23 protein-coding genes are annotated in these 22,489 nt (G+C 40.9%); 2 read left to right on the top strand and 21 right to left on the bottom strand.

Annotated elements, in window-relative coordinates:
* Positions 1-31: 31 nt before the first annotated feature.
* The 18 genes from AC0YOD_RS04640 to AC0YOD_RS04555 form a co-directional block, all read right to left on the bottom strand.
* Positions 32-1,036, bottom strand: coding sequence for an LLM class flavin-dependent oxidoreductase (locus AC0YOD_RS04640; protein WP_475798054.1), 1,005 nt, complete (start codon positions 1,034-1,036; stop codon positions 32-34).
* 61 nt (positions 1,037-1,097) lie between these two features.
* A complete protein-coding gene (locus tag AC0YOD_RS04635) occupies positions 1,098-1,850 on the bottom strand; it encodes an amino acid ABC transporter ATP-binding protein (RefSeq protein ID WP_475798053.1) in 753 nt (250 codons plus the stop codon).
* On the bottom strand, positions 1,847-2,557 hold the full coding sequence (locus tag AC0YOD_RS04630; RefSeq protein ID WP_475798052.1) for an amino acid ABC transporter permease: 711 nt from the start codon (positions 2,555-2,557) through the stop codon (positions 1,847-1,849). The genes AC0YOD_RS04635 and AC0YOD_RS04630 overlap by 4 nt, the downstream gene beginning before the upstream one ends.
* Complete coding sequence (locus AC0YOD_RS04625; RefSeq protein WP_475798051.1) at positions 2,554-3,339, bottom strand: amino acid ABC transporter permease; 786 nt, start codon at positions 3,337-3,339, stop codon at positions 2,554-2,556. The genes AC0YOD_RS04630 and AC0YOD_RS04625 overlap by 4 nt, the downstream gene beginning before the upstream one ends.
* 46 nt (positions 3,340-3,385) lie before the next feature.
* Complete coding sequence (locus AC0YOD_RS04620) at positions 3,386-4,189, bottom strand: transporter substrate-binding domain-containing protein (RefSeq protein ID WP_475798050.1); 804 nt, start codon at positions 4,187-4,189, stop codon at positions 3,386-3,388.
* 226 nt (positions 4,190-4,415) lie between these two features.
* Positions 4,416-5,306: a LysR family transcriptional regulator gene (locus AC0YOD_RS04615; RefSeq protein WP_475798049.1), complete on the bottom strand. Its 891-nt coding sequence runs from the start codon at positions 5,304-5,306 to the stop codon at positions 4,416-4,418.
* Positions 5,307-5,364: 58 nt separating this feature from the next.
* Positions 5,365-6,186 (bottom strand): alpha/beta hydrolase family protein, encoded by an 822-nt coding sequence (locus AC0YOD_RS04610; RefSeq protein ID WP_475798048.1) that lies wholly within the window; start codon positions 6,184-6,186, stop codon positions 5,365-5,367.
* A gap of 335 nt (positions 6,187-6,521) precedes the next feature.
* On the bottom strand, positions 6,522-7,223 hold the full coding sequence (locus tag AC0YOD_RS04605; protein ID WP_475798047.1) for a histidine phosphatase family protein: 702 nt from the start codon (positions 7,221-7,223) through the stop codon (positions 6,522-6,524).
* A gap of 63 nt (positions 7,224-7,286) precedes the next feature.
* Complete coding sequence (locus AC0YOD_RS04600; RefSeq protein WP_475798046.1) at positions 7,287-7,799, bottom strand: N-acetyltransferase family protein; 513 nt, start codon at positions 7,797-7,799, stop codon at positions 7,287-7,289.
* A gap of 16 nt (positions 7,800-7,815) precedes the next feature.
* On the bottom strand, positions 7,816-8,907 hold the full coding sequence (locus AC0YOD_RS04595) for a threonine aldolase family protein (RefSeq protein WP_475798045.1): 1,092 nt from the start codon (positions 8,905-8,907) through the stop codon (positions 7,816-7,818).
* Positions 8,908-9,096: 189 nt separating this feature from the next.
* Positions 9,097-10,026 (bottom strand): UDP-N-acetylmuramate dehydrogenase, encoded by a 930-nt coding sequence (gene murB / locus AC0YOD_RS04590; RefSeq protein WP_475798044.1) that lies wholly within the window; start codon positions 10,024-10,026, stop codon positions 9,097-9,099.
* Between the two features lie 184 nt (positions 10,027-10,210).
* Positions 10,211-11,503 (bottom strand): ankyrin repeat domain-containing protein, encoded by a 1,293-nt coding sequence (locus AC0YOD_RS04585; RefSeq protein ID WP_475798043.1) that lies wholly within the window; start codon positions 11,501-11,503, stop codon positions 10,211-10,213.
* Between the two features lie 226 nt (positions 11,504-11,729).
* Positions 11,730-13,031 (bottom strand): Nramp family divalent metal transporter, encoded by a 1,302-nt coding sequence (locus AC0YOD_RS04580; protein ID WP_475798042.1) that lies wholly within the window; start codon positions 13,029-13,031, stop codon positions 11,730-11,732.
* Between the two features lie 345 nt (positions 13,032-13,376).
* Positions 13,377-14,189, bottom strand: a complete 813-nt coding sequence (locus tag AC0YOD_RS04575; protein WP_475798366.1) for a DUF2935 domain-containing protein — start codon at positions 14,187-14,189, stop codon at positions 13,377-13,379.
* A gap of 104 nt (positions 14,190-14,293) precedes the next feature.
* Positions 14,294-14,860: an NADPH-dependent FMN reductase gene (locus AC0YOD_RS04570; RefSeq protein WP_475798041.1), complete on the bottom strand. Its 567-nt coding sequence runs from the start codon at positions 14,858-14,860 to the stop codon at positions 14,294-14,296.
* A gap of 12 nt (positions 14,861-14,872) precedes the next feature.
* The gene (locus tag AC0YOD_RS04565; RefSeq protein ID WP_475798040.1) at positions 14,873-15,931 is read right to left on the bottom strand and encodes an LLM class flavin-dependent oxidoreductase; all 1,059 of its coding nucleotides are present in this window, start codon (positions 15,929-15,931) and stop codon (positions 14,873-14,875) included.
* An 18-nt stretch (positions 15,932-15,949) separates the two neighbouring features.
* Positions 15,950-16,891, bottom strand: a complete 942-nt coding sequence (locus tag AC0YOD_RS04560; RefSeq protein ID WP_475798039.1) for a ring-cleaving dioxygenase — start codon at positions 16,889-16,891, stop codon at positions 15,950-15,952.
* 51 nt (positions 16,892-16,942) lie between these two features.
* Complete coding sequence (locus AC0YOD_RS04555; RefSeq protein WP_475798038.1) at positions 16,943-17,386, bottom strand: MarR family winged helix-turn-helix transcriptional regulator; 444 nt, start codon at positions 17,384-17,386, stop codon at positions 16,943-16,945.
* A 244-nt stretch (positions 17,387-17,630) separates the two neighbouring features.
* On the opposite strand from AC0YOD_RS04555, the gene AC0YOD_RS04550 reads away from it, so the two are divergent.
* The gene (locus tag AC0YOD_RS04550; protein ID WP_475798037.1) at positions 17,631-18,170 is read left to right on the top strand and encodes an NADPH-dependent FMN reductase; all 540 of its coding nucleotides are present in this window, start codon (positions 17,631-17,633) and stop codon (positions 18,168-18,170) included.
* 179 nt (positions 18,171-18,349) lie between these two features.
* Complete coding sequence (locus AC0YOD_RS04545) at positions 18,350-18,682, top strand: YnfA family protein (RefSeq protein WP_475798036.1); 333 nt, start codon at positions 18,350-18,352, stop codon at positions 18,680-18,682.
* A gap of 69 nt (positions 18,683-18,751) precedes the next feature.
* Here AC0YOD_RS04545 and AC0YOD_RS04540 read toward each other — a convergent pair whose 3' ends face one another.
* From AC0YOD_RS04540 to AC0YOD_RS04530, 3 genes are read right to left on the bottom strand one after another with little or no spacing between them, the layout of a single operon-like run.
* Complete coding sequence (locus AC0YOD_RS04540; RefSeq protein ID WP_475798035.1) at positions 18,752-19,915, bottom strand: Ger(x)C family spore germination protein; 1,164 nt, start codon at positions 19,913-19,915, stop codon at positions 18,752-18,754.
* Between the two features lie 5 nt (positions 19,916-19,920).
* Positions 19,921-21,399: a spore germination protein gene (locus AC0YOD_RS04535; RefSeq protein WP_475798034.1), complete on the bottom strand. Its 1,479-nt coding sequence runs from the start codon at positions 21,397-21,399 to the stop codon at positions 19,921-19,923.
* Complete coding sequence (locus AC0YOD_RS04530) at positions 21,399-22,481, bottom strand: endospore germination permease (RefSeq protein ID WP_475798033.1); 1,083 nt, start codon at positions 22,479-22,481, stop codon at positions 21,399-21,401. The genes AC0YOD_RS04535 and AC0YOD_RS04530 overlap by 1 nt, the downstream gene beginning before the upstream one ends.
* Positions 22,482-22,489 lie beyond the last annotated feature (8 nt).

Genomic DNA, 22,489 nt, shown 5'->3' with positions numbered 1-22,489 from the left:
CCTCTCCTTCCCTATCACGCACAAATCGTTTTTACACGGTAAGCTCAGCGAAAGCTTCCTTCAAAAGAGTAAAGGATCGCGCTCGCTTCTCGTAATTACTGACGACTGATGTAATGATGAACTCATCCACGCCATACCGTTCACTCAATTCCAAAATCCGCTTTCGCGCAGTTGCCTTTGTTCCCTTTGTAATGTCAGCGTCGCGCACTTCGCTGGTATAGGATTCTCCAGCTTGCTTTGCGAATGCTTCCGCTTGCTCGACTGATCCAACGTTAATCGTTTTACCGCTAGCCAATGTGACCCGTACGCTCTTGAGTTCACCTGCTAATTCTGCTGCTTCCTCCTCCGTATCGGCTGCAATGACAGATAGCGCAAGAATGGCTCTTGGTTCTGTTCCATGATGATCACTGAAACTGCTGCGGTAGGTTTCGAACGCCCGCAGTGCAGCGTCAGGATCATTATTAATGAATAAGGCGAACACATAAGGTAAGCCTCGCTCTGCTGCCAATTCAGCACTAGACACACTGGTACCAAGCAAATAAATATCAGCTGGTTGCTGTGGCAGCGGACTCGCCTTCAACCCGGCAAGCGCATGTCCCTCCGCTGCTGGTGCCCGTAAGTAGTGCTCCACCTCTGTCAGTTTCTCTTCCAGTTTCGCTTCATTCACAGATTGCAATGCACGCGTCGATCGCGGCAATCCTCCCGGAGCGCGTCCGATGCCAAGTTCGACTCTTCCGGGTGCTAATGATGCCAACACATTGAAATTCTCAGCCACCTTGTATGGGCTGTAGTGCTGGAGCATGACACCACCAGAGCCAATCCGAATCTTTTCTGTACGAGCGAGTAAATATGCGATCAAGACCTCAGGAGATGAACCTGCCAATTGATCAGAGTCATGATGCTCCGACACCCAAAACCGCTCATAGCCAAGCAATTCCGCAAGTTGTGCAAGCTTGACTGTGTTACCCAGAGCTTCAGCAGGCGTCTGTCCAGGGTAAGTGATGCTTTGATCCAAAATACCGAATTTTAATCTCATATTGATTCGCTCCTTATGGGAATTCCCTATTTAAAGAACGTAATCTGGAGCGCTCTGGCATCTAGATGGAATAAACACCATCCGGTGTAAAACGACTCAGAAACTGCTTCGTTCTTTCTTCTTTGGGTGAGTTGAAAATTTCAATTGGCTTGCCTTCCTCAACAATGATCCCATCGTCCATGAAGATGATATGGCCTGCTACATCTTGAGCGAAACTAATCTCATGCGTAACGATAATCATCGTAATGCCTTCTTTGGCGATCTTGCGTATGACTGCCAATACCTCGCCGACCAGTTCTGGATCGAGCGATGAGGTTGGCTCGTCAAACAAAATGACCTCAGGGTTCAGAGCAAGAGCACGTGCAATACCGACTCGCTGCTGTTGACCCCCAGATAACTGGCTTGGATAAGCATCCAGCTTGTTGCCTAACCCAACCTTCTCAAGAAGTTCAATGCTGCGTTTGCGCGCTTGCTCTTTAGGGACCTTCTGAACAATTACTAAACCTTCCATCACATTTTCCAAAGCCGTTTTATGACGGAATAGGTTGTAATGCTGGAAAACCATGGCGGTCTTTTTGCGGAGTGTATGAATATCTGGTTTTTTAGGCCTTTTGCAATTGACGTTATAACCATCTATCATGATCTCGCCATCGCTTGGCCGCTCCAGATAGTTGATGCAGCGAAGCAGCGTCGTTTTGCCTGAGCCGCTTGGCCCGAGTATCGCAACGACCTCTCCTCTCTCAACAGTCAGGTCAATTCCTTTTAACACTTGATGCCGTCCAAAGGATTTCTTGATTTGGGTCAGCTTAATCATGTCACGCCACCTCGGTTATAAATATTGATTCTCTTCTCCACCCTTGCGGTGACTCGTTCTATAAGAATGGTTAAACCCCAATAAATGACCGCAGCAGCAATATAGGCCTCTAAGAACTTCCAATTGGATGAAGCGATGATCTGCGATTTGGCATTAATATCTACGACGGAGACAATGAATACGAGTGTGGAACCATGAAGCATGCTGATTGTGCTGTTCGATAAATTAGGCAGAATAATGGCAAAGGCTTGAGGAAACACGATTCTACCCAGCGCTTGTCTCGTTGTCATACCTATCGAATAGGCAGCTTCAAGCTGCCCTTTGTTGACCGCAAGAAGACCTGCACGCACAACTTCTGATAGATATGCACCTGCCGTTATTGATAAGGAAATATAAGCGAAACCAATCATCGGAATCGATACAGATCTGAATGCCCAGCCAAAATGATCAGATAAAGAGTCGATAATGAAGGAAAGCCCAAAATAGGTAAGCAGCAAATGGATTAGCATGGGCGTTCCGCGTATAAAAGTGACATACGCAGAAGCAATCGGAAGCAGCACGGGTACCCTATACAGCCTGATAAGCGCAACTGTCGTTCCGATTAACAAGCCGCAAAGCATGGAAACGGCTGTAATCACAAGTGTTGTCGGTATAGCTGAAAGGAGCTCCTTAAAGGCAGTCCAGATGAACGACGGATCAAGCTTCATAGTCTCGCCTCCTCGTTGCGAATCTCTGCGACCGTATGGAATCTCCGTAAAAAGATGTTCCTGCCACGGGGCTCACTCTTAATGGGCTCTGTTGCTGCTTCATGACGAAGCATTTTTTTCTCGATTAGAATGAACAGCTTTTGAAGCAGGATACTGATGATAAAATAGATGATTGCTAGGGATAGATAAATTTCTACGAACCGCTGAGACAAAGCCCCTATTGTCTTCGCCTTCCCCGTTATTTCCATGATGCCTAGCGTAAAAGCAAGTGAAGTATCCTTCAAGTTGCCTATCACGACATTAGCGAATACAGGGATAGAAATACTCAGCGCTTGAGGCAGTACGATGCGTCTAAAAGCCTGAATGGGGTTCATCCCAACCGCATAAGCTGCTTCAACTTGCCCCCGATCCACCGCAGCGACTGCGCCGCGAATAACCTCGGATATGAAGGCGCCGCTATGAAGCGAGTAAGTCAGAATGACGAAAAATAAGGCTGTCGTCCTTGTCACATCAATATGAAAGATCTTTAGAAGTTCCGGCACGCCATAGTAAAAAAGAAAGAGCTGGATGAGAATGGGTGTCCCTCTAAAAAATGAAACATAAATCTGTGATAGCTGTCGCAGGATCGGAATGCGATAAAGCCGGGGAAGAGCGACGAGAAGCCCTATAAACAACCCGATTAAAATGGAACTGCCTACGATGAGAAGCGTTATTTTCAAGGACGGAAGCAGCTTTATTACATATTCAAATACATAAGAAATCTCAAATGATTGTTGACCCATGGATGGCTCTCACCTCTTTCGCAGCTTCTCATCGTATGCAAACCGCTTACTTTGAAAAATCTTGACCGAGCCACTCTGTGCTTAATTTAGCGAGCGTGCCGTCTGCTTTTAACTCTTTTACCGTCTTATCAACGGCATCGGCAAGTTTCTTGGATTCAGCATCATCCTTGCGGAATACATACTGGATATGCCCTTCATTTAGAGCATCTCCTACCGTTTTGAGCTTCCCTTGTGGATCTTTTATTGGAAGAAGGAAGTCTGCTCCTATCGTAGCGTCTACACGTCCTGACGTGATTTGGATGACATCATCATTAGCATCATCCTGCTGATAGACGATTTTTATAGCATCATTATGTTCCTTATTGTAGTTTTCAAGAATTTGGGCTTGAGCGCTAGTTGGTCCAATTAGTACTTTCTTCCCTTTCAAATCATCCAGCGATTTGATCGATTCATTGTTGTCCGAAGCGATGATGATCTTGTTCCGCCAATAAGCGTATGGTTCTTGATTAAAATAAAACTTTTGCTCCCGCTCTGGATTTTTCTCAAATAAATGTGCGGCTAAATCGATCTTATTCGTCTCCAAGCTCAGAAGAATGTTGGAGAAATCCATCGTTTGAAATTCGAATTCATACTCTTTCAAGCGCTTGTCAATCTCTCTGATAACCTCCACGTCGTAGCCAGTCAATTTTCCGTCTTTATCTAGGAAAGCCACTTGCTCGAAATCATTGCCTGTGCCCACGATGATCTTTTTTACCCCTGACGATTCTTTGTTGCTGTCCCCATTGTTGGAGCAAGCTGATACCATAAATACGAGAATGAGTGTAAATGCAATTACATTGAATTTTTTCAAGATCGTTTCCTCCAATTTTTCTGTTACTTATACTCACAATTCCTACTGGTTAAGTAAGAATTATGGCCTGAATTAACCTTAGCATCACCTTTATTGTGTGGCAATAGATTCCATAATAGATAAATTCTATATGTCTATCTATATATTCAATATCAAGCTGTGAATGCTACAAATATCGTCCTTCTTCAATAAACGAACAATCTTTCAACAATCAGATATTTATTATTTAATCGATTAATAATAGCTTTCCAACCTCTAAAATGGACTCAAGAAATGAATGATGCTTGCCATGAGAGGACACGATATTGGTTTGCAAGGAAATGCCTTCCGTTTCCGGCATCAGAATCGGAAAGAGCTTACCTTCTCGCGTTTCTTCATTCACGCATAAGCTGGGAAGAAAGCTAATACCGGCTTTTTGTACGACTAGCTTTTTAGCTGTCTCCGAGTTGTCGGTTAGAAACTGAATGTTGGGCGGCTGATCCAAACTACCGAATATCCGATGAACACGAAGCCAATCAAGTGCGCCGCATTCAAAGAAAACAAGGGGCTGAACAGCTATTTCTTGAATGGCCACACTTTCAAGCTTTAGAAATGGATGCCCTTCATACACGTAGAGCCTAATCGGATCCTCATAAAATTTAACAGATTGAAGATTAGGATGACTCACATTTCGAACAAATCCAATATCGACCTCATTATTGACTACTTTGCTTATAATATCGTCCGTTGTGCCTGTGATAAGCTTGTAGTGAGTGTTCGGGAATTTGATTTTCAGCTGCGGAATTAAATCTGGAATGATGTAATTGGATACTGAGACCGTACAGCCAATTCGCAGCTCTTCGGGCTGGGATTTTTTTTGACTAAGATTCAACTTCCCTTTCTGATAGGTAATAAGAATTTGTTGTGCATAGGGCAAGAATCGCTTCCCTTCCTCTGTAATTTGAATGCCCTTGCCAAGACGATCGAACAGCTTGCAATTGAGATCCCGCTCCAGCGATTGGATTCTTGCAGTAACTGAGGGCTGAGACAAATACAAAACCTCAGCGGCCTTATTAAAACTCCCGTAATGAATGATATATACAAATGCTTCGATGTTTTCTAGATTAATAGAAAGCACCCCCTGTCTTTTTTTATGAAAAGGTATGGATACGACCAGCAGCTCTTTGTTCCAACATTCAGATCATCCAGCTGTTCCACTCATTCTTTTTTCTATCCAGATCTTCCAGCCATTCAATGGTTCTGCCAAAAAGCTGATCAACACTAGGCTTTGTTGAAAAGGTATGATCGGCATTCAATATGATTTGTTTGTCACACAGCCCATCGTAACGCGACCCAAACATCCTCTCGTAAAAAAATGAATAATCAACTGGCATGATCTCATCCGAAGTTCCGTGTACAAGCAAAACATCTCCTGTATACTTTAATCCTGCTTGAAACAGCTGGCTTTTCTCTAATGATTCGAAAAATTCTGACTTTAGTGTATAGCCATGATAATCAGCGAATCCTTGTCGTATGACTTGGTCATAAATCAATCTTCCTGTTATTCCTACGATATCCTTAAAGGGGTAAGCCACAGGTGCCCATAATACTAATGATCGAACCCGCTTATCTATTGCCGCAGTCAAAAGTGCCTTAGCGCCTCCGAGACTGTGACCAAGAAGAGTGACCTTCTCCAAATCCACCCTTTCTACATTCAACACGTAATCCAGAACAAATCGGGTTTGATCAATCCAAGAATCAAAGCCCGTCGTTCCATAATCACCAGCACTATCTCCGCATCCAGCATAATCAAATCGAAGCACCAAATATCCTTGGCTGCTAAATGTACGAGCTGCTTTGACAAACAGCCTATCCTTGCCAAATCTGTCGCCAGCAAAGCCATGACAGATAACAATAACCGGATATCGATGTTCTCTACCCCTCAGAGCTTCTGCGATGGGATAATGCAATACAGCTTGTAATTGGTACCTTCCATTTATCGTGATTATTCGTTCCATTGAAGAAACTCCGCCTTTCATCCACACTTACTTCATTTTCAAATAAGGATTTTACCCATAAAAAAAGAGACTTCCGACACAAATAAATGTACTGGAGGTCTCCGGTGATCCGGTCGAAGCGATGATTGTGGTTCATAAAATCGCATCATGTTCTATTCTTTTATCCTGATTCCATCTAATTCCTATAATTCCCATTAACTTACTGAGATTATTGAATATGTTACCATTCACACTTAAAATATGTCAACGGATATTTTTAACGTTAGATACCAGTTTACAGCTTTTGAGAAATTCTATTTTCCCTTTTAAAAACACATTAGCCTAACTAAGTCACATTATGTCACGTTTCCAAGCAAGCCGCGTGGTTGACAACTCATTCCATTCGCATAGAGGTGAGAGACATCTCCAAGTCCAATACATCTTGGTACAGCGAACTCTTTGCTTCTCTCCTCCAACAGGATAGTTGTTACTGAGCTAGGCGGCAGCCAAAAGATAGAAAAAGCTAAGGCTAGAGGGATTTGGAGCAAATGAGCCAGCCAAGCAAGACCAAAACCCCCATGACATGCCACAGCAATTTTCTTGGTGGAAGGTTCGATTACTCGATACAGACCTCCTTCACGTTTATAGCCGTGGAGTAGTAAAAATTGATCTGAAGCTGCTTGCAGCGCTTTATATTTCTCACGATATTGGGGCTGTTTTAACCAATGATCCGTTTCATCATCCCATTTTCTTCCACCACTCACCAGCTCCGTAATATGCTCACCCGGACTATCCCAAATTGGTCCCATTTCCCCATCTAACAGAACACCAGGCCACTCTAATTCGCGTGTCCATGGTTCGGTCTCAATCGTGAGCCCCGTTTCTTTCGCAATGTAACCGGCTGTGGTCTGAGCTCTGCCAAGCGGTGAAGCATATAGCTTATCCAATCCAATGGATGCCATTCGTTTGCCTAATTCAATTGCCTCACGATGTCCAATTTCTGTAAGATTATCGATCGAATAGTCTGGATCAGCATGACGTATAAGAAATATTTGCATAGTAGCTTAACCCCCATCAACTCTATCATTTAATTTCAAGGTAAAATTCTATGTAATAAACGATTATCTAGCAATCATTTTATAATAGATATTAGTCGTATCCAGCTCACCGCTTGCGGATCTAGCATAATGAGGAATTTGTCCTGCAAGAATGTATCCCAATGCAGTATATAGAAGATTAGATGGATCGCCATCCCTGGTATCCAGCACTAATAAAGACAAACCTTCCTTCATGGCTCTTTCTTCCGCACCTAGCATGAGTGACTGAGCAATACCTTTACGCCTATATAGCGGATGAGTCATTAATTTTGCAATTTCAGCACGGTGAATTCCATTTTGTTTCATGCAGATTTGCAGTTGAATGGTCCCGACGATTCGATTATTGATCTTGGCAACAAATAGTACCACACCGGGTCCCAATACTTGATCCCAATAGGCCTCAGCCTCTTGAAGGTCTAGAGGCGGTAAAAATCCGATAGACGCTCCATTCTTTACCACCTCAATCAGCAGATCAGAAAGCTCATCCTTATCCTTTTCGATTGATTCTAATTGCTCGATGAGCAGTTCATCAGACATGCTATTCCCACCTCTTCTATTGCAACATTTTCTCTTTAAGCATCGTAAACGCCGCTTTAATGGAATCTTTTGGCGCTTTCGAATATCTATCTCCTATACTTATCTCACAATAACAAGCTGTAGCGCTTACTTCCCGTAAAACATGGGTAAATCCGATGCCACTGGCTTCGTAAATGTCGATTAGTATAGGTTCAAGCTCGTCCTTACGCATTTGAAAATGAACATGGAACATATTAGACACTGGCACTTCTGGTCTCGTTACAATACGATTACATTGATTATAAAGGGCAGCCAATTCCTTAGCTTCTTCATAATAAGCATCCATTCGCTTGATTCTTTGTTCAAAATAATAATCCGAACTGAGAATATAAGGATATAAGCTGATCAGATCACCACCGTGACGTCTCTTCCAAACCTTTGAATGGGTTGTAAAGTCAGTATCTCCAGCAAGAATCGCACCTGCAATGCCTCCGATTCCCTTATAAAAAGAAACATATACACTATCGAACAATGCACAAATCTCAGCTGCTGATTTTTCATAATGAGGCGTTATTTCAAATAATCTCGCACCGTCAAGATGCAGCTTTATCCCTTTGGAACGGCAATAAGCCGAAATATCCGCAAGCTCCTCGAATGCAGGAAGCTGACCGCCTATCTCACGCTGTGGCAGCTCCAGCAGCAGGCAAGCAACGTCCTCTTGCATGTTCTTGACATCATCCAATGTGATTAGTCGATCTTTATGAGCCAGCAGCACCGGTTTAATCCCATGCAGCTCTTTAAGACCATCTTCTTCGTGAATTTCCAAATGACATAGAGGATGATAAGCCACTTGCCTAACACCCTTCTCGTCACACCAGATACGCAAAGCGATCTGTTGAGCCATTGTTCCACTTGGAAAAAACACTGCCGATTCTTTACCTAAGTATGCCGCCATCTTAGTTTGAAAATCTTCGATTATGTCCCCATTGCCGTACATGTCGCTGTTAAGATCACCAGCTATATCCTGCAATGCATCCAATAACACTTGAATGTCTCTTCTACCGTGACCGCCTAACGGGTAGGAGGTTTTCTCATACACCTCAGATAATATCATCGTATTTCCATTCATTCGTGATGCGCTCCTTCATTGTCTAGAATCTCATACGTTTTTATAATCATATCATTTCCCAAAGCGATCAGCATTCAAGTATTTATTAAAAATAAATGATTATAAAAAAAATCAAAGACCCTCCAATAAACTTGGCGGTCTTTGACTCTCGGTTAAATCATCCTTATTTCCTTACAGCAAGGAGGAAGATTACATTCCATTCTTACTATCGTCACCAATAATAATAACTTCTGTTTCTAAATCGATATCAAAATTCTGTTTTACCGTATTTTTAATCCGTTCAATCAAGTCCACATAATCCTTGGACTTTGCATTATCAACATTCACAATAAAACCTGCATGTTTCGTAGATACCTCTGCACCGCCAATTCGCAAACCCTGCAGACCGCTGTCTTGAATCAGCTTACCAGCGAAATGACCCGGAGGACGTTTAAATACGCTGCCGCATGATGGATACTCCAAAGGCTGTTTACTCTCCCTTGCCAATGTGAACTCATCCATTTTCTCTTTTATGGTTTCGTATTCTGCTTGTTTGAGATGGAATTCAGCTTCCAATACAATGTATTTCTTCTCAGAGATGATACTTTTCCGGTAACCTAATGAAAGATCATCCTTTGATAAGGTAAGAAGATCACCCTCTTCGTTCATCACTAAAGCTGTTGCCAAAACATCAGATATTTGTCCGCCATAGGCTCCAGCATTCATGAAGAGCGCACCGCCAACCGTTCCAGGGATACCGCAAGCAAATTCCAGTCCTGTTAATCTTTTTTCTAATGCAAGTCTAGATACCTCTATTATTGAAGCTCCTGCCTGCGCAATAATGGTACCATTATCCGTACGAACTTCGTTCATATTCTTAAGATTCATTGTAATTCCTCGGATTCCGCCATCTTTCACAATCAGGTTGGCACCATGTCCCAATAGTGTGACGGAAACATTAAATTCCTTCGCTATTTCATAAATCGTACGAATATCTTCATATTGAGTTGGAGTAATGAATACATCTGCATTCCCACCAAGTTTTGTATATGAATGATTTTTAATCGGTTCTGACCGTTTAATATCCAGATGAGGTAATTTTTCTAATAAAGTGTTATAAAGATTATATGCGTTATTCATAACATTTTTCCCATTCAATTATTAACATTCATTTCACCTTTTCTTGTTGTTGTTTGCTGCATGAAATTCCAACTATCCATTATAGCACATATTATGTCCTGGAAAAAATTCATTTCTCATTTCCTTATTCATTATACCTTAGTGTATGCAAAGTAATCTAAATGCTGACATCATTGCCTAGGTATTATAGAGAAGCTCCATATCGTCGCAAAACCTCATAGACCACCCTACTGCCAGTCGCTTTGAGCGGTATCGCTGACCCAGCTTCAATCAATGCTTCTACTACATCAGCATGATTGGTTGCTCGTTTTGAATGACAGTTGATGGAACCATGGATAGCACTCTCCAAGGGGGTTCCGCCATAACTGTTTCTGACCAATAAAGAAGCACCTCGACTAAGCAATACACGTACAGTCTCCATATCGCCAAACCAAGCAGCAATGTGTAACGCATTGCCTTCTGCTCTGCTTATCTCCAAATCGAAACCAATGCTAAGCATTACATGGATTGCATCTGCTTTTCCCAGCTGTGCAAATTCAAGAAGCATCATTTTATCATCATCTGTAAGTGAAGTAACGAGAAACAGATCATCAAGAAGCATCGAGTCCAACGTTTCTTTGTCAGCTAAAGCACAAGCACCAATGAAAAGATCAGTTGGACCAAGTTCATTCGATGCCCCGTAGTGTAGCAATAATTGAGCTGCTTTCGTTTGACCAAAACGCACCGCGAGCATATATGCTGTTTTACCATCATTCCTTCTTGCATTTACTGGTACGTTATACTTCAACAACTGTTCAATTATTGTGACTGATCTTCCTCGATAAATCGCCCAGTGCAGAAGAGAATGGTTAAGATCACCTAAAGTAAGATTGGGATCGACACCATGATCTAAAAACCAATGTACGCCAGCTTCATCGTCGAAATCGAGATTACGGAATAAAGCTGGTGTTATATTGACATCCACACTATATTCAGCAAGCAAATCGAGGCAATCCAACCGACGAAGTTCAGCTGCATGATACAAAGTCTCTCCATCATTCGGATCAGCACCCGATTCTAGCAACACTTTTCCGATCGCTACATTGCCTGCCATCCCTACTGCTCCATATAAAGCAGGTAATTTCCTTTCATATGGGTCGTCCTTAGCGATTGTATATGAATTTGGATTTGCCCCTTGTTCGAGAAACAGCTGCGCTATTTGTACATAATCATCACTTCTCCGTGTGTCTTTCAAAAAGCTCGAGAAGCATAAATAGAGCAGCGGTTCCACATTCCATGGTCCCCCAGCATTCACAGCAAGAGAGGGATCCTTCTCCACCATTATGCGGGCGACTTCGACCTCACCCAATACTGCAGCAATATGTATACTCTTATGAATTAGTTCCGGGTTCTTCACCAGAATCGAATCTGCTCTTTCTTTACTTCCTGTTATAGCTGCAGTCAAAAATTCATTCTGAAGGTCTAGATTCTTTTCCATCTCTTCACCTCAAAGGATTCTCGGTATAATTCGTACGATCATGCAATATAATCCAACTTGCGATGATGTTATTATTGTATGTGTTAGGATTCATTTGGGCAATAATGTCCATTAGATTTAACAAAAAAAAGCTGCAATCCCTCTCAACTTAGAGGCTTCGCAGCTTTTTTCTCATTTCTCTTTTTTATGTTTGCTTACGTTTGTCGCGAAATGTATTGCTCCATTATTAAATAAATAGCTCAACGATTAGAAATAAGTTCAATGAAACGACAATGCCAGCAATAATCCAAGCCACCACTTTTGTAAAAGTATGATTGGCCAGACCTCCCATTATTTTTTTATTGTTCGTAAAAATAATGAGTGGAATCAAGGCGAAAGCAATGCCGAAAGATAGGATGACCTGACTCGTAATCAATGCTTTTGTAGCATCGATCCCGCTCCAGATAATGACCAGAGGAGGGATCGTCGTAATGGCTCTTCGCAAATATAAATTTATTCGTCTCTTAATGAAACCCTGCATGACTACGTCTCCTGCCATTGTTCCTACAGAAGCGCTCGCTAAACCCGCGATAAGTAAGCTGAGACCAAATAAAACCGCTGAGAAAGGACCTACTAATTGCCCGAATTGATGAAAGGCTACCTCTAAATCATCAACCACCAGACCATTTTTGAAAAATAGTGCTGCAGCAATAATGACCATTGCCAAATTCACAGCGCCTGCAATTGCCATAGCAAAGACGATATCGAATAGCTCCATTTTGTAAATCCGTTTCTTCTCACGATTATTACGTCCCACAATTCGTTTTTGTGTAAGAGACGAATGAAGGTAAATGGCATGAGGCATAACCGTCGCACCAAGTATTCCAGCAGCAAGCAAAATACTGTCTACCCCTTGAAACTTTGGTGTAACCATACCCGTAGCAATTGCGCCGATATCAGGCTTTGAGAGAATGACTTGAAAAGCAAACGCTAATGCCACAATCAAGATCATCCCGCTAATACCAGCTTCAAGCGTCCTTACTCCTCGCCTCTGCAGTTCAAGAATGGCAAAGGAGCCTACGGCTGTAATAAAGGCTGCAAGCAGCATCGGGATATCGAACAGCAAGTATAGCCCTAGCGCTGCTCCGATGAATTCTGCTAAGTCTGTAGCAATGATTACAATTTCACTCTGAATCCATAAAAATAAGGATACTTTTCTAGGGAACCGCTCACGTGCAACCTCGGGAAGATTCTTGCCTGTTGCAATTCCAAGCTTGGCTGATAAGGACTGAATTAAGACCGCCATTAAATTAGAAAAGACAATTACCCACAGCAGTAGATAACCGTAACGGGAACCAGCCGTAATATTTGTGGCAAAATTTCCTGGATCAAGATACGCAACCGAGGCAATAAAAGCTGGACCAAGGAATGGAAGAAGTTTTGACAATCCTTTGCCTCCTCCGTTTAATACAGTCTCTGTATTTAGAGTATCCCTATTCTTTTTTATTATTATTTGACTCTCCGTCTGATGATTGATTTGTCCTGACATAGGAGTTCCCCCCATTATTGGTTTGTCTATATGCAATTAATTTTACCTAAGGCAACTTTTAGACGATTATATTCCTATAATTTTAATTTGTAAACAGCTGTGACCGAATAAGCTGATGAGGTAAAGGTAATAACAAATGACATAAACCTAGTTGATATGCCATTATAATTTGGTCTTATCGTGTGTGAAGCTTTCAATCCTAATAGAATCTTATGGGCTACCATTCATTTTGGTGCATTGGATTTGAAATTTTAACAAATAAATAACAGTCATATTAATTGCATTCAGCGCAAAAAAAAGCCCGCAAATTAAGCGGACTCACTAAATGATATAAGTACATCACTTCTAATGATGTATGGTTTGCACGGGTTTGCCATTTAGACTGTTTTCGAACATGTCAATGATGACTAAGAAATGTTCAGCTTCACGGAATACATGATCCGCCAATAATGGATGAATAATGCTCTTAATTCGGCAAGCTTCAATTAAATCCCGAGCTGTTTTCTTAAAGTCCCGGAGTGATTTTACCGATACTTTATTCTGATCCAGGAATTGGTCAAGTAGCGGTTTCGTTTGTGATTGAGGACGCATGGAATCCAAGTCTTTCGCCTGAAATAACAACTGGTCAAATTCTTGACTGAAGTTATTTGCCTGCTCAACTAGCTTCCGTTCAGAAGGATCAAGCAAATGACTAATGAATTTGGCATGATCACCCATAATTTTAAGGAAAAATACATTCTCATCAATAATTGCATCAGGCAATGGCTCTAATCTGCCTAGATTTAATTCTTCCAACCGATTTCTAAAATAGTTTGCCTCCCTGCTCACATGATCGACCAACAGAGGAAAATTATTGGCGCCTGGTAGTTTGCAAGAGAGTATCAAACCAAGTACTTTTCTCTTAAAAGCCCAAATATACGATACTGCAACATGGACTTCCTCATTAAACCTTTTTATCACAGCAGGATCTGTTCCAAGCGAAAATGCATTTGCTCTATTTTCGATCGTCTCAAAAACGGTATAGAATTGGTTAGCTTCATTAATTAATTGCGTATCCTCACAACGAAATCCCAATTTTAGAAATAGTGAATGCTCCTTCATAATGCGTGACCAAAATCTTACTTCTTCCAAAGAACGTGCGACGAATTGATCTGACACATGCAGCTCCTCCCTTGGTATGAACTCTCCTCCATACCATATGAGTGACTGCTTGGACATATACTTTGTCAGTTTTTTTGAAAAATTCATCCTACCATTTCCTATTAGAAATCATATTCCGCATCTTTCGCTTGACGAACGCCTGCGTATGCATCCACTAGAAGAACAGTGTCCTCCACTAATCGTTCTATGCGGAATAGGACATCATCATTTATGATTTCTTTTCTCTGAAAATCCTTTTCCTCCATAAATACATAAGTTGGAACGATATGTGCCTTCATATAAGCTAATATTGGTTTTAGCTGTCCTTCCGCCATTAAATAATGCTTCGCTGTACCCGCTGTTACAAGCATACTGACCACCTTGTCACGGAAAGCATTGACTGGCAATAAATCGAAAATGTTTTTCAACGTCGCTGGAATGGATGCTTGAAAAGTAGGTGTACCGATAATAATAACATCTGCTGCCATTATGGTCTCCGTTACATACTTGGTATCCCCTTCGTATTCCCAATAATTTCGACCATCGCTGAATACCAATTCATATTCCGCAAGATCAATTAAAGTAATTTCTTCATTCGGATATTTATCACGAGCTATTTTTAGCGTGTAATCCATTGCTGTTCTTGTTTTAGAGCCTACATTTGAGCCTGAGATTCCTACGATTTTCATTGGAGTCACTCCTTATTTTTGAGCGGTATGCTTCTTGATTGCTGGCATAATTTCAGTAGCAATCAGTTCAATATTTTTTGCAATCTTATCAAATGGGACACCGCCAAAATCAATTTGAGCCATAAAGCGCTGTTGACCATACAATTCATATTGGTAAAGCATTTTCTCAATAATTTGCTGAGGACTGCCAATCATTAATGCATCGCGAAAATCTGTTGATTGCGCAAATTGTTGTTTAGGATAACCACCTCCACGCAAAGCCTGCATACCTGAATTCGCATGAGGATAGTACTCACGAAGGGCATCCTGTGTGGTGTCTGCTGTATAAAATAAACTCGTCGTCGCTATTGGTAAGGCTGCTGGATCAAATCCGCTGCGCGCTGCAGCTTCCCGATACATATCTACAGAGATCTTAAAATTGCTCGCAGGACCTCCAAGCGTAGTCAGCATCATGGGTACTCCTGCATTTCCTGCTTTAATCGCACTAGCGGGAGGGCCGCCAACAGCACGCCAAATGGGCATATGACCACTTTGCGGCTGCGGTAAGATGGCAGCATTTTTTAACGGTGCACGGTATTGACCTTCCCATGTTACTTTTTCTTCATTATTTAACTTCAACAATAGATCTAATTTTTCTTCAAATAGTTCTTCATAATCACGTACATCATAACCAAGCAAGCTATATGCTCCTACACGAGAGCCACGACCGGCGACAATTTCTGCCCGCCCTTTTGAAATGAGATCAATAGTAGCAAAATCTTCATATACACGTACAGGATCGGATGTGCTTAGTACCGTCGCTGAACTGGCGATCTTTATCTTTTTTGTTGCTTGTGCAATCGCTCCTAAAATAACCGTGTGCGCTTGCGTTGTAAAATAAGTTTGATGACTTTCACCTACAGCAAATACATCAAGTCCGGCCTCATCCGCAAGCTTACTAGCCTCAATCAATTCTTGAATACGCTCTTCAGCACTAATCATTGTCCCTGTATGCGGATTCGGCAAATGATCTCCGATCGAATATAATCCAAATTCAATCCCTTTATTTTTATCAATACGATATTTTTCCATGTCAATCTCTCCTTATTATTAAGATAATGGTATTAATTTCGCTTCAATTTCAGCACGCCGTTCTTCTAAAAAGGGTGGTAAATCTAACGCTTTCCCAAGTTCTTCGATGCTGGAATCTCTTGTGAATCCTGGACCATCTGTCGCGAGTTCAATTAAAATTCCGTTTGACTCACGGAAATATAAGCTTTTAAAGTAATAGCGATCTACAACTCCTGTTGAATGAAATCCGCGTTTTCTTACAACCTCATCCCAGTAGCGCAGCTCTTCTTCGTCCTTCACACGAATAGCTAAATGATGAATACTTCCTTTGCCTGGCTTCTCACTTGCTCCTTCTTGCTGTTTAACAACAACTTCTCCAAAAGAAAATCCAGCAAGGGATTGATAAATGGCTTCATCATTCGTACGTGATACCTCCGTATAACCAAACATGTCTTTTAATGTTTTCGCCATACGTTCTAGGTTTCGTACTGTAATTTCAACTGTGCCCATGCCCAAAATACGATGCTTTGGCTCGATCGTGGAATCTCCCCAAGCTGTCCAATGTTCAGGTACTTCATCACCGTTATTATTTAGTAAAATCATTCGCAAGCCTTCCGAATCTTCAAAATGCAATGCATCTCGACCGACATAGGTCGTGAGTTCACCATGTTTTATATTTAATGAATCAAATCGATCTCTCCAAAATTCTAAACTTCCAATAGACGGAACTAGTAAGCCAATTCCAGTAATGGCATTTGTTCCGCGAACGGTGCTTCCTGCATTGGTCATTTCAAAGAATGACAGCTCTGTACCAGCACTTCCTGTCAGATCTCCATAAAACAAGTGATACATAGATGGATTATCTTGATTAACCGTCTTTTTCACTCTGCGCATTCCTAAAACCTGTTCATAAAAATGATTATTCATTTGAGCGTTTTTTGTAATCATCGAAATATGGTGATGGCCAGTTATCGAGTACATCATTACTCCTCCTTTTATTACTTGACTAATCAATTGATGAAGCAAAAAAAATTACTCGGGCGGTAATTCTTTTTTTTGGCTATGTTTATGAACACGAGTCATCAAAGCATATAGTGTCTTTTGTTCATCTTCATTTAATACATCATCAAAAAAAGAGGTTTGAAAGGCAAGCTGCTCTGGCATAGCTTGCTCCAATATCAATTCTGCTTTTTCAGTAAGGCTGATCGTTTTCGTTTTCCAATCTTGCTTGCGAGCGATATATCCTTCTTTTTCAAGACGTACGAGCATACGTGAAATACCGCCTTGTGTAACGGTTACTTTTTCAGCGAGCATCATTTGTGTGAGCGGCTGATAAATTCGAATTTGCATGAGAACATCAAATTGTGCAGTCGTTAAATCAAATCGTTTAAGAAAATCATTTGACATCTGGTTGCTTTGGTTTGTAAAACGCATTAAACGTAACCAAATCAATGATCCTATTGTATTATTACGCAATTCGTTTCCTCCCCTCCATAACCTTACTATCACTTTACTACTCAATTGATAAAAAAGCAAGATTATTTCACTAACTAATAAATAGTATCTTGACAATGATAATTAAGTTTATTATTGTTTTCATATATTCAAAAAACTTCCATTTCGAACAAGCCATATCCATTTTGAACGTAATGAAGGTTGAGAATATCTTTTTGATGTTTAAGAAATAATACTGATGGGAAACCAATGAGGAGGAAAAAACATGTCAAAATTAAATATCGGGATTATTTTAGGAAGCACTCGTCAAGGACGTGTAAGTCCACAAGTAGGAGAATGGGTAAAAAGTGTAGCGGATAAACGTGGAGATGCCAATTATGAAATCGTAGATATCGCAGATTTCAAACTTCCACTCTTTGGTGAAACTGATGCGACCGAACAAGCAACAGCATGGAATACTAAGCTTGCTACCTTGGATGGCTTCGTATTCATCGTTTCAGAATACAATCACAGCATTTCATCAGCTTTGAAAAACGCTCTTGATTATGCACGTGATGCTTGGAACAATAAAGCTGCAGGTATTGTAAGCTATGGTTCTGTAGGCGGAGCTCGTGCTGCTGAGCATCTTCGCGGAATTCTAGGTGAGTTGTCTGTTGCAGATGTTAGGGTACACCCTGCCTTGTCACTATTTACTGATTTTGAAAATGGTACTGTTTTCAAGCCAGCTGATCTGCATTTAACGAATGTTAATGGCATGCTTGATCAAGTGCTTGCTTGGAGCGGTGCATTAAAAACGTTGCGCTAATATATAGCAGGGTTCTCCACCTCTTGACCTTTTGGTTAAGAGGTGGTTTTTTATTTTATCTAGTGCTATTTTGAACCTATAATTAATTGCATTAGGCGTTTTCCTTGCTCCCTCCACTTCTTTAATACTATAATTAATGATTATTCTTGTGTGAGAAGGGCTGTATTTGAAAGGAGCAAATGGAATTGGTTCTAACGATCACCATTTTCATAATAGCAGGACTTGCTGAAATTGGAGGCGGGTATTTGGTTTGGCTCTGGTTGCGAGAATCCAAGCCACTATGGTACGGCATTGTAGGCGGCGCAATCCTCATCTTATACGGCATTATTCCAACGTTGCAGAACTTCCCATCGTTTGGACGAGTCTATGCAGCGTATGGCGGTGTATTTATTGTACTAGCCATTTTATGGGGCTGGTTAGTCGATAAAAAAACACCTGATATGTATGACTGGATCGGAGCTGCTGTGTGCGTTGTCGGCGTTTCCATTATTCTATGGGCTCCAAGAAGCTAATGAGTACAAAAAAGGCTGTTGATCTCCTCAACAGCCTTACGCTTGATCTTCTTCATTCTTCTTTTTCATTTATTGGCTGCGTTTAAAACGTGAGTTTTTTTCTGAACTAGAATGTGTGATCTCAATATCAATTTTTATATTATGAATCGTATTTTCATTAAGCAGCTCATCCTCAGCTGAGGACATCGCCTTCCATTTACGAAAATGATCATGATATAAATGATATTCAAGATTTAAGACATCTGTTTTATATTTCAGTCCGTTGTTGAATAGCTCCCTGATTTCATCCTCAATCGCACTTGTTGTCTTCTCTGTTAATTGTTGCAAGCCTAATAAATCATTGTTTGATCTATTTACGATGTAGCCTTTTGCCTTCATTTTAATATCGAATTGAGGCCTGCTCGTCTGATTGACTAGTGTCAGTTTTGTTTTGGGGTTATTAACCACCACTTGTACCGCTGGCTCTAAATTATTAGGTACGGGGATGCCTGCTCGAATCGAACCAGGCTGAATCCAACTGAGTCCGGATAACTTCGCCAACGGAATATAGCTGCGAAAAACATCGTTTTTGAGAAACACGGCCCCATCAATCATGAGTTTGGATTCCGTCTTCTCTCTTTCAGTCCATTGTTTCTTATTTATGACTAGTGCCGGTATACAGGAAGTGTAACCAGGTTCATTGATCTGATTGATCAATCTATGCAGCTTAATCGACTTTATGAGTGAGGTCTGAGAGTAAATACCATCCGGTTCGTGAAGAATGGTACTAAGGGGAGACTGTCCGTAAAAGCCAGTTGTAGAGAAGATATCTTTAATGGATTCCCTCGTTGCGTAAACCCAAGGCGTTAGTCGAAACTCAGAATATCGAACAAAGCTATCATAAATATTTCCTATACCTTTCTTAAATGCATTTTCACTAATCAAAATAGCTGTCATATGTCCCCAATATATTCTTTCTTGTGACGTTCGATAAAGATCAAAGAATGACTCTTCCAATGAAATGCCAATACCCTCACCTACCCAAACTTTTGAAGGCATATTCTGACCTTCAATCGTTTTTGCAGCAGAAACATAATCCACGAACTGTAAAAAACTATGATACTTACCATCCTTAAAATCCACACCTATGGCAGATACATAGTTCATTTTTTCAATGTCCTTAACGTCCGTACATCCTGATTCGAAAAGTAAACCAATCATTAAAAGAAACACACCTGCCAGTCTGAGTTTCAATGATCTCACCTTTTCTGTTTATTTATCATCGACGACGAGGAACGAGATCTTCTAAATGGGTCTTGTAAAATGGCTGCCAGCCAATCTTTAAATCGTAAAGAGGATATCGGTTCTAGATAAGCAAGTCCAAAGCTTTCTAGATGACACAGATAAATCAAAATAGCAAACATGCTTAGAAAGAAACCGTAAATACCTAAATAGGAAGAAACCAACAAAATGATTAGCCGAAGTACGCTGACGGTGCCCGACAAGGACTGATTCACTAAGCAAAACGAAGCCACCGCTGATATAGCAATGACAACAAGCAACGTAGGAGATGCAAGTCCTGCCCGGATAAGAGAATCTCCTATGATAAGGCCGCCAACTATCCCGATTGTCTGTCCAACTGCTTTTGGAAGACGTATGCCGGCTTCTCGAAGCAATTCGAATTGAAATAGCAGTAAAAGTGATTCCAAGGATGTAGGCATCGGTACCCCTTCACGAGAAATGATAACGGTTGACAATAGTGCAAATGGGATCTGGTCCAAATTCACTGTTGCAATAGCGAGCCAAAAGCCTGGTAAGAAAATACTGAGAAACAAGCCAATAATTCTAAGATATCTTTGGTACATCACAGTATAATACGGAAAGTGGACGTCTTCAGGTGATTTTAACAACTCCAAAAAGTTACTCGGTCCGATCAGCGCCATTGGGGATCCGTCTACAATAATGGCGAATCTCCCTCGTAGCAGCGTTTCAACGATAAAGTCTGGTCTACCAATGTAGTCTATCAGAGGAAACAATGAGAAGGTTCGATCTGACAACCATTGCTCTAGTTGTCCACTGCTTATAAGGCTTTCCACTTGAAACGTGTCTAATCTTTTTCGTGCTTCTGTAATCATTTCAGGATTTGCTTTATGATTCAGATATAACAGAGATACCTTCGTTTTGCTTAAGCTTCCTATTATAAATTGCTCGTTAAATAACAATCCCGTTTGCATTCTTTTTCTAATAAGCGATATATTCGTGTACATATCTTCTGTGAATGCATCTTTTGGTCCTTTGATTGAAATCTCTGTATTGGATTCTTGTAAAGAACGCTGAGGGACCTTAGAAATTGCAACAGCCCAAAAATGATTCGTACCTTCAAGGTATAGAATTAAGCTTCCCTTAAACAATGCTTCAACCATATCTCCACCTGTCTGTTTTATCTCAAGTAGAGGCAATTCCTCAGGTTGATCTGCTGCTTCATTCACATTGAATGACGTTTGGATAATAAACTGACACACTTTGAGAATGTATTCGTTCATTAATGTTTTATCTACCATTCCTTCACAGTAAAATGCCGTCAATTGATCAGATATCTCAAATTCATGTAGGGAAGGGAATAAGATATCAGCATATGGCGAAAAGGTTTGCTTCACTTGATTAATGGTTAAGCTTCGACTGCGAAGCTCATCATCCAATGGCGAGAAAAGCATACCTTCCTCCGTAAATTTATCCATCACATTACCTTCTCCTTCCGCTTTGGTAAATAGGTTATGGCAAAAAGGGCTGCTGTTAAAATCACTCCAAAATAGAGTGAATAATTATAGTAATAATGATGAATAACACCCTGCATCCATACATCACTGGCATCAATGAGTGAAGGAACTGACATAATAGCCACACCGCAAAGCATAACGATATGTCGATATTTTCGTATCTGTACTCCAATTAGTTCAGAGAAAATATATATCATAAGGGACGTTCTCACTATACTGCCAGCCATCAACTGAAATACAGCCAAAAAATCCACATGAGAGATATGTCGACCTATCATGACCAGCCTCCATTGTTCAAAGGCAGGAAAGCGTAAATTTGCAGCTTGAGCTGGTCCGAATGATGCGATTGAACCCATTGTAGGTCCCAAGATTAATCCTACTAATAAAGTAAGAAGAATAATAACCGTCCCATAATTTAACGGCTTACTCATTTTATGCTGGAGAAACAGCAGAACTATTAAATCTATACTGCCTCCAAACACAATTGCTCCACCATGAAGACTCGGGTTTACTCCTTCCGTAAGAATTGGAAACAACATGCCATAGTCCTTGCTATTGCTTGTCGAAATGGCAACACCGATTCCTAATAACCATGTAATTGGCAGTAATACGGTGGACATGTATACAATCGTTTTGAGTCCTGACCTTGCTGCGCTATAAGCAATAAAAATAAAACTGAGACTGATAATGATACTAGGGGTATTAGGAAGGAAATAGATGTTTACATTTTTTGTCGTATCAAAAATGATCAACATTCCTGCGGACAAAATATATAGTGCAATTGCAACGTTAATGATCCAAAAACCGTATACCCCTATCTGGCCTATCATCCAATGATTAAAGGATAGCGTACGCATTGATTTCAGAATCAAATATAGGATAAGACTCCAACAAATCAGAACCAGATAACCAAATAAAATACTGATCCAGGCATCTCGACCCGCAGCTTTGAGAAGATGTGGAATTAACAAGACATGATTAGATATGCCAAGTGACAGCAACAACAAGAAAATAATCTGTATTCTAGAAAAGGAAACTTCCACTGCCACTC

It is taken from the genome of Paenibacillus sp. J31P13 (assembly GCF_056269295.1).
This window is presented reverse-complemented; position numbering and strand designations above follow the sequence as displayed.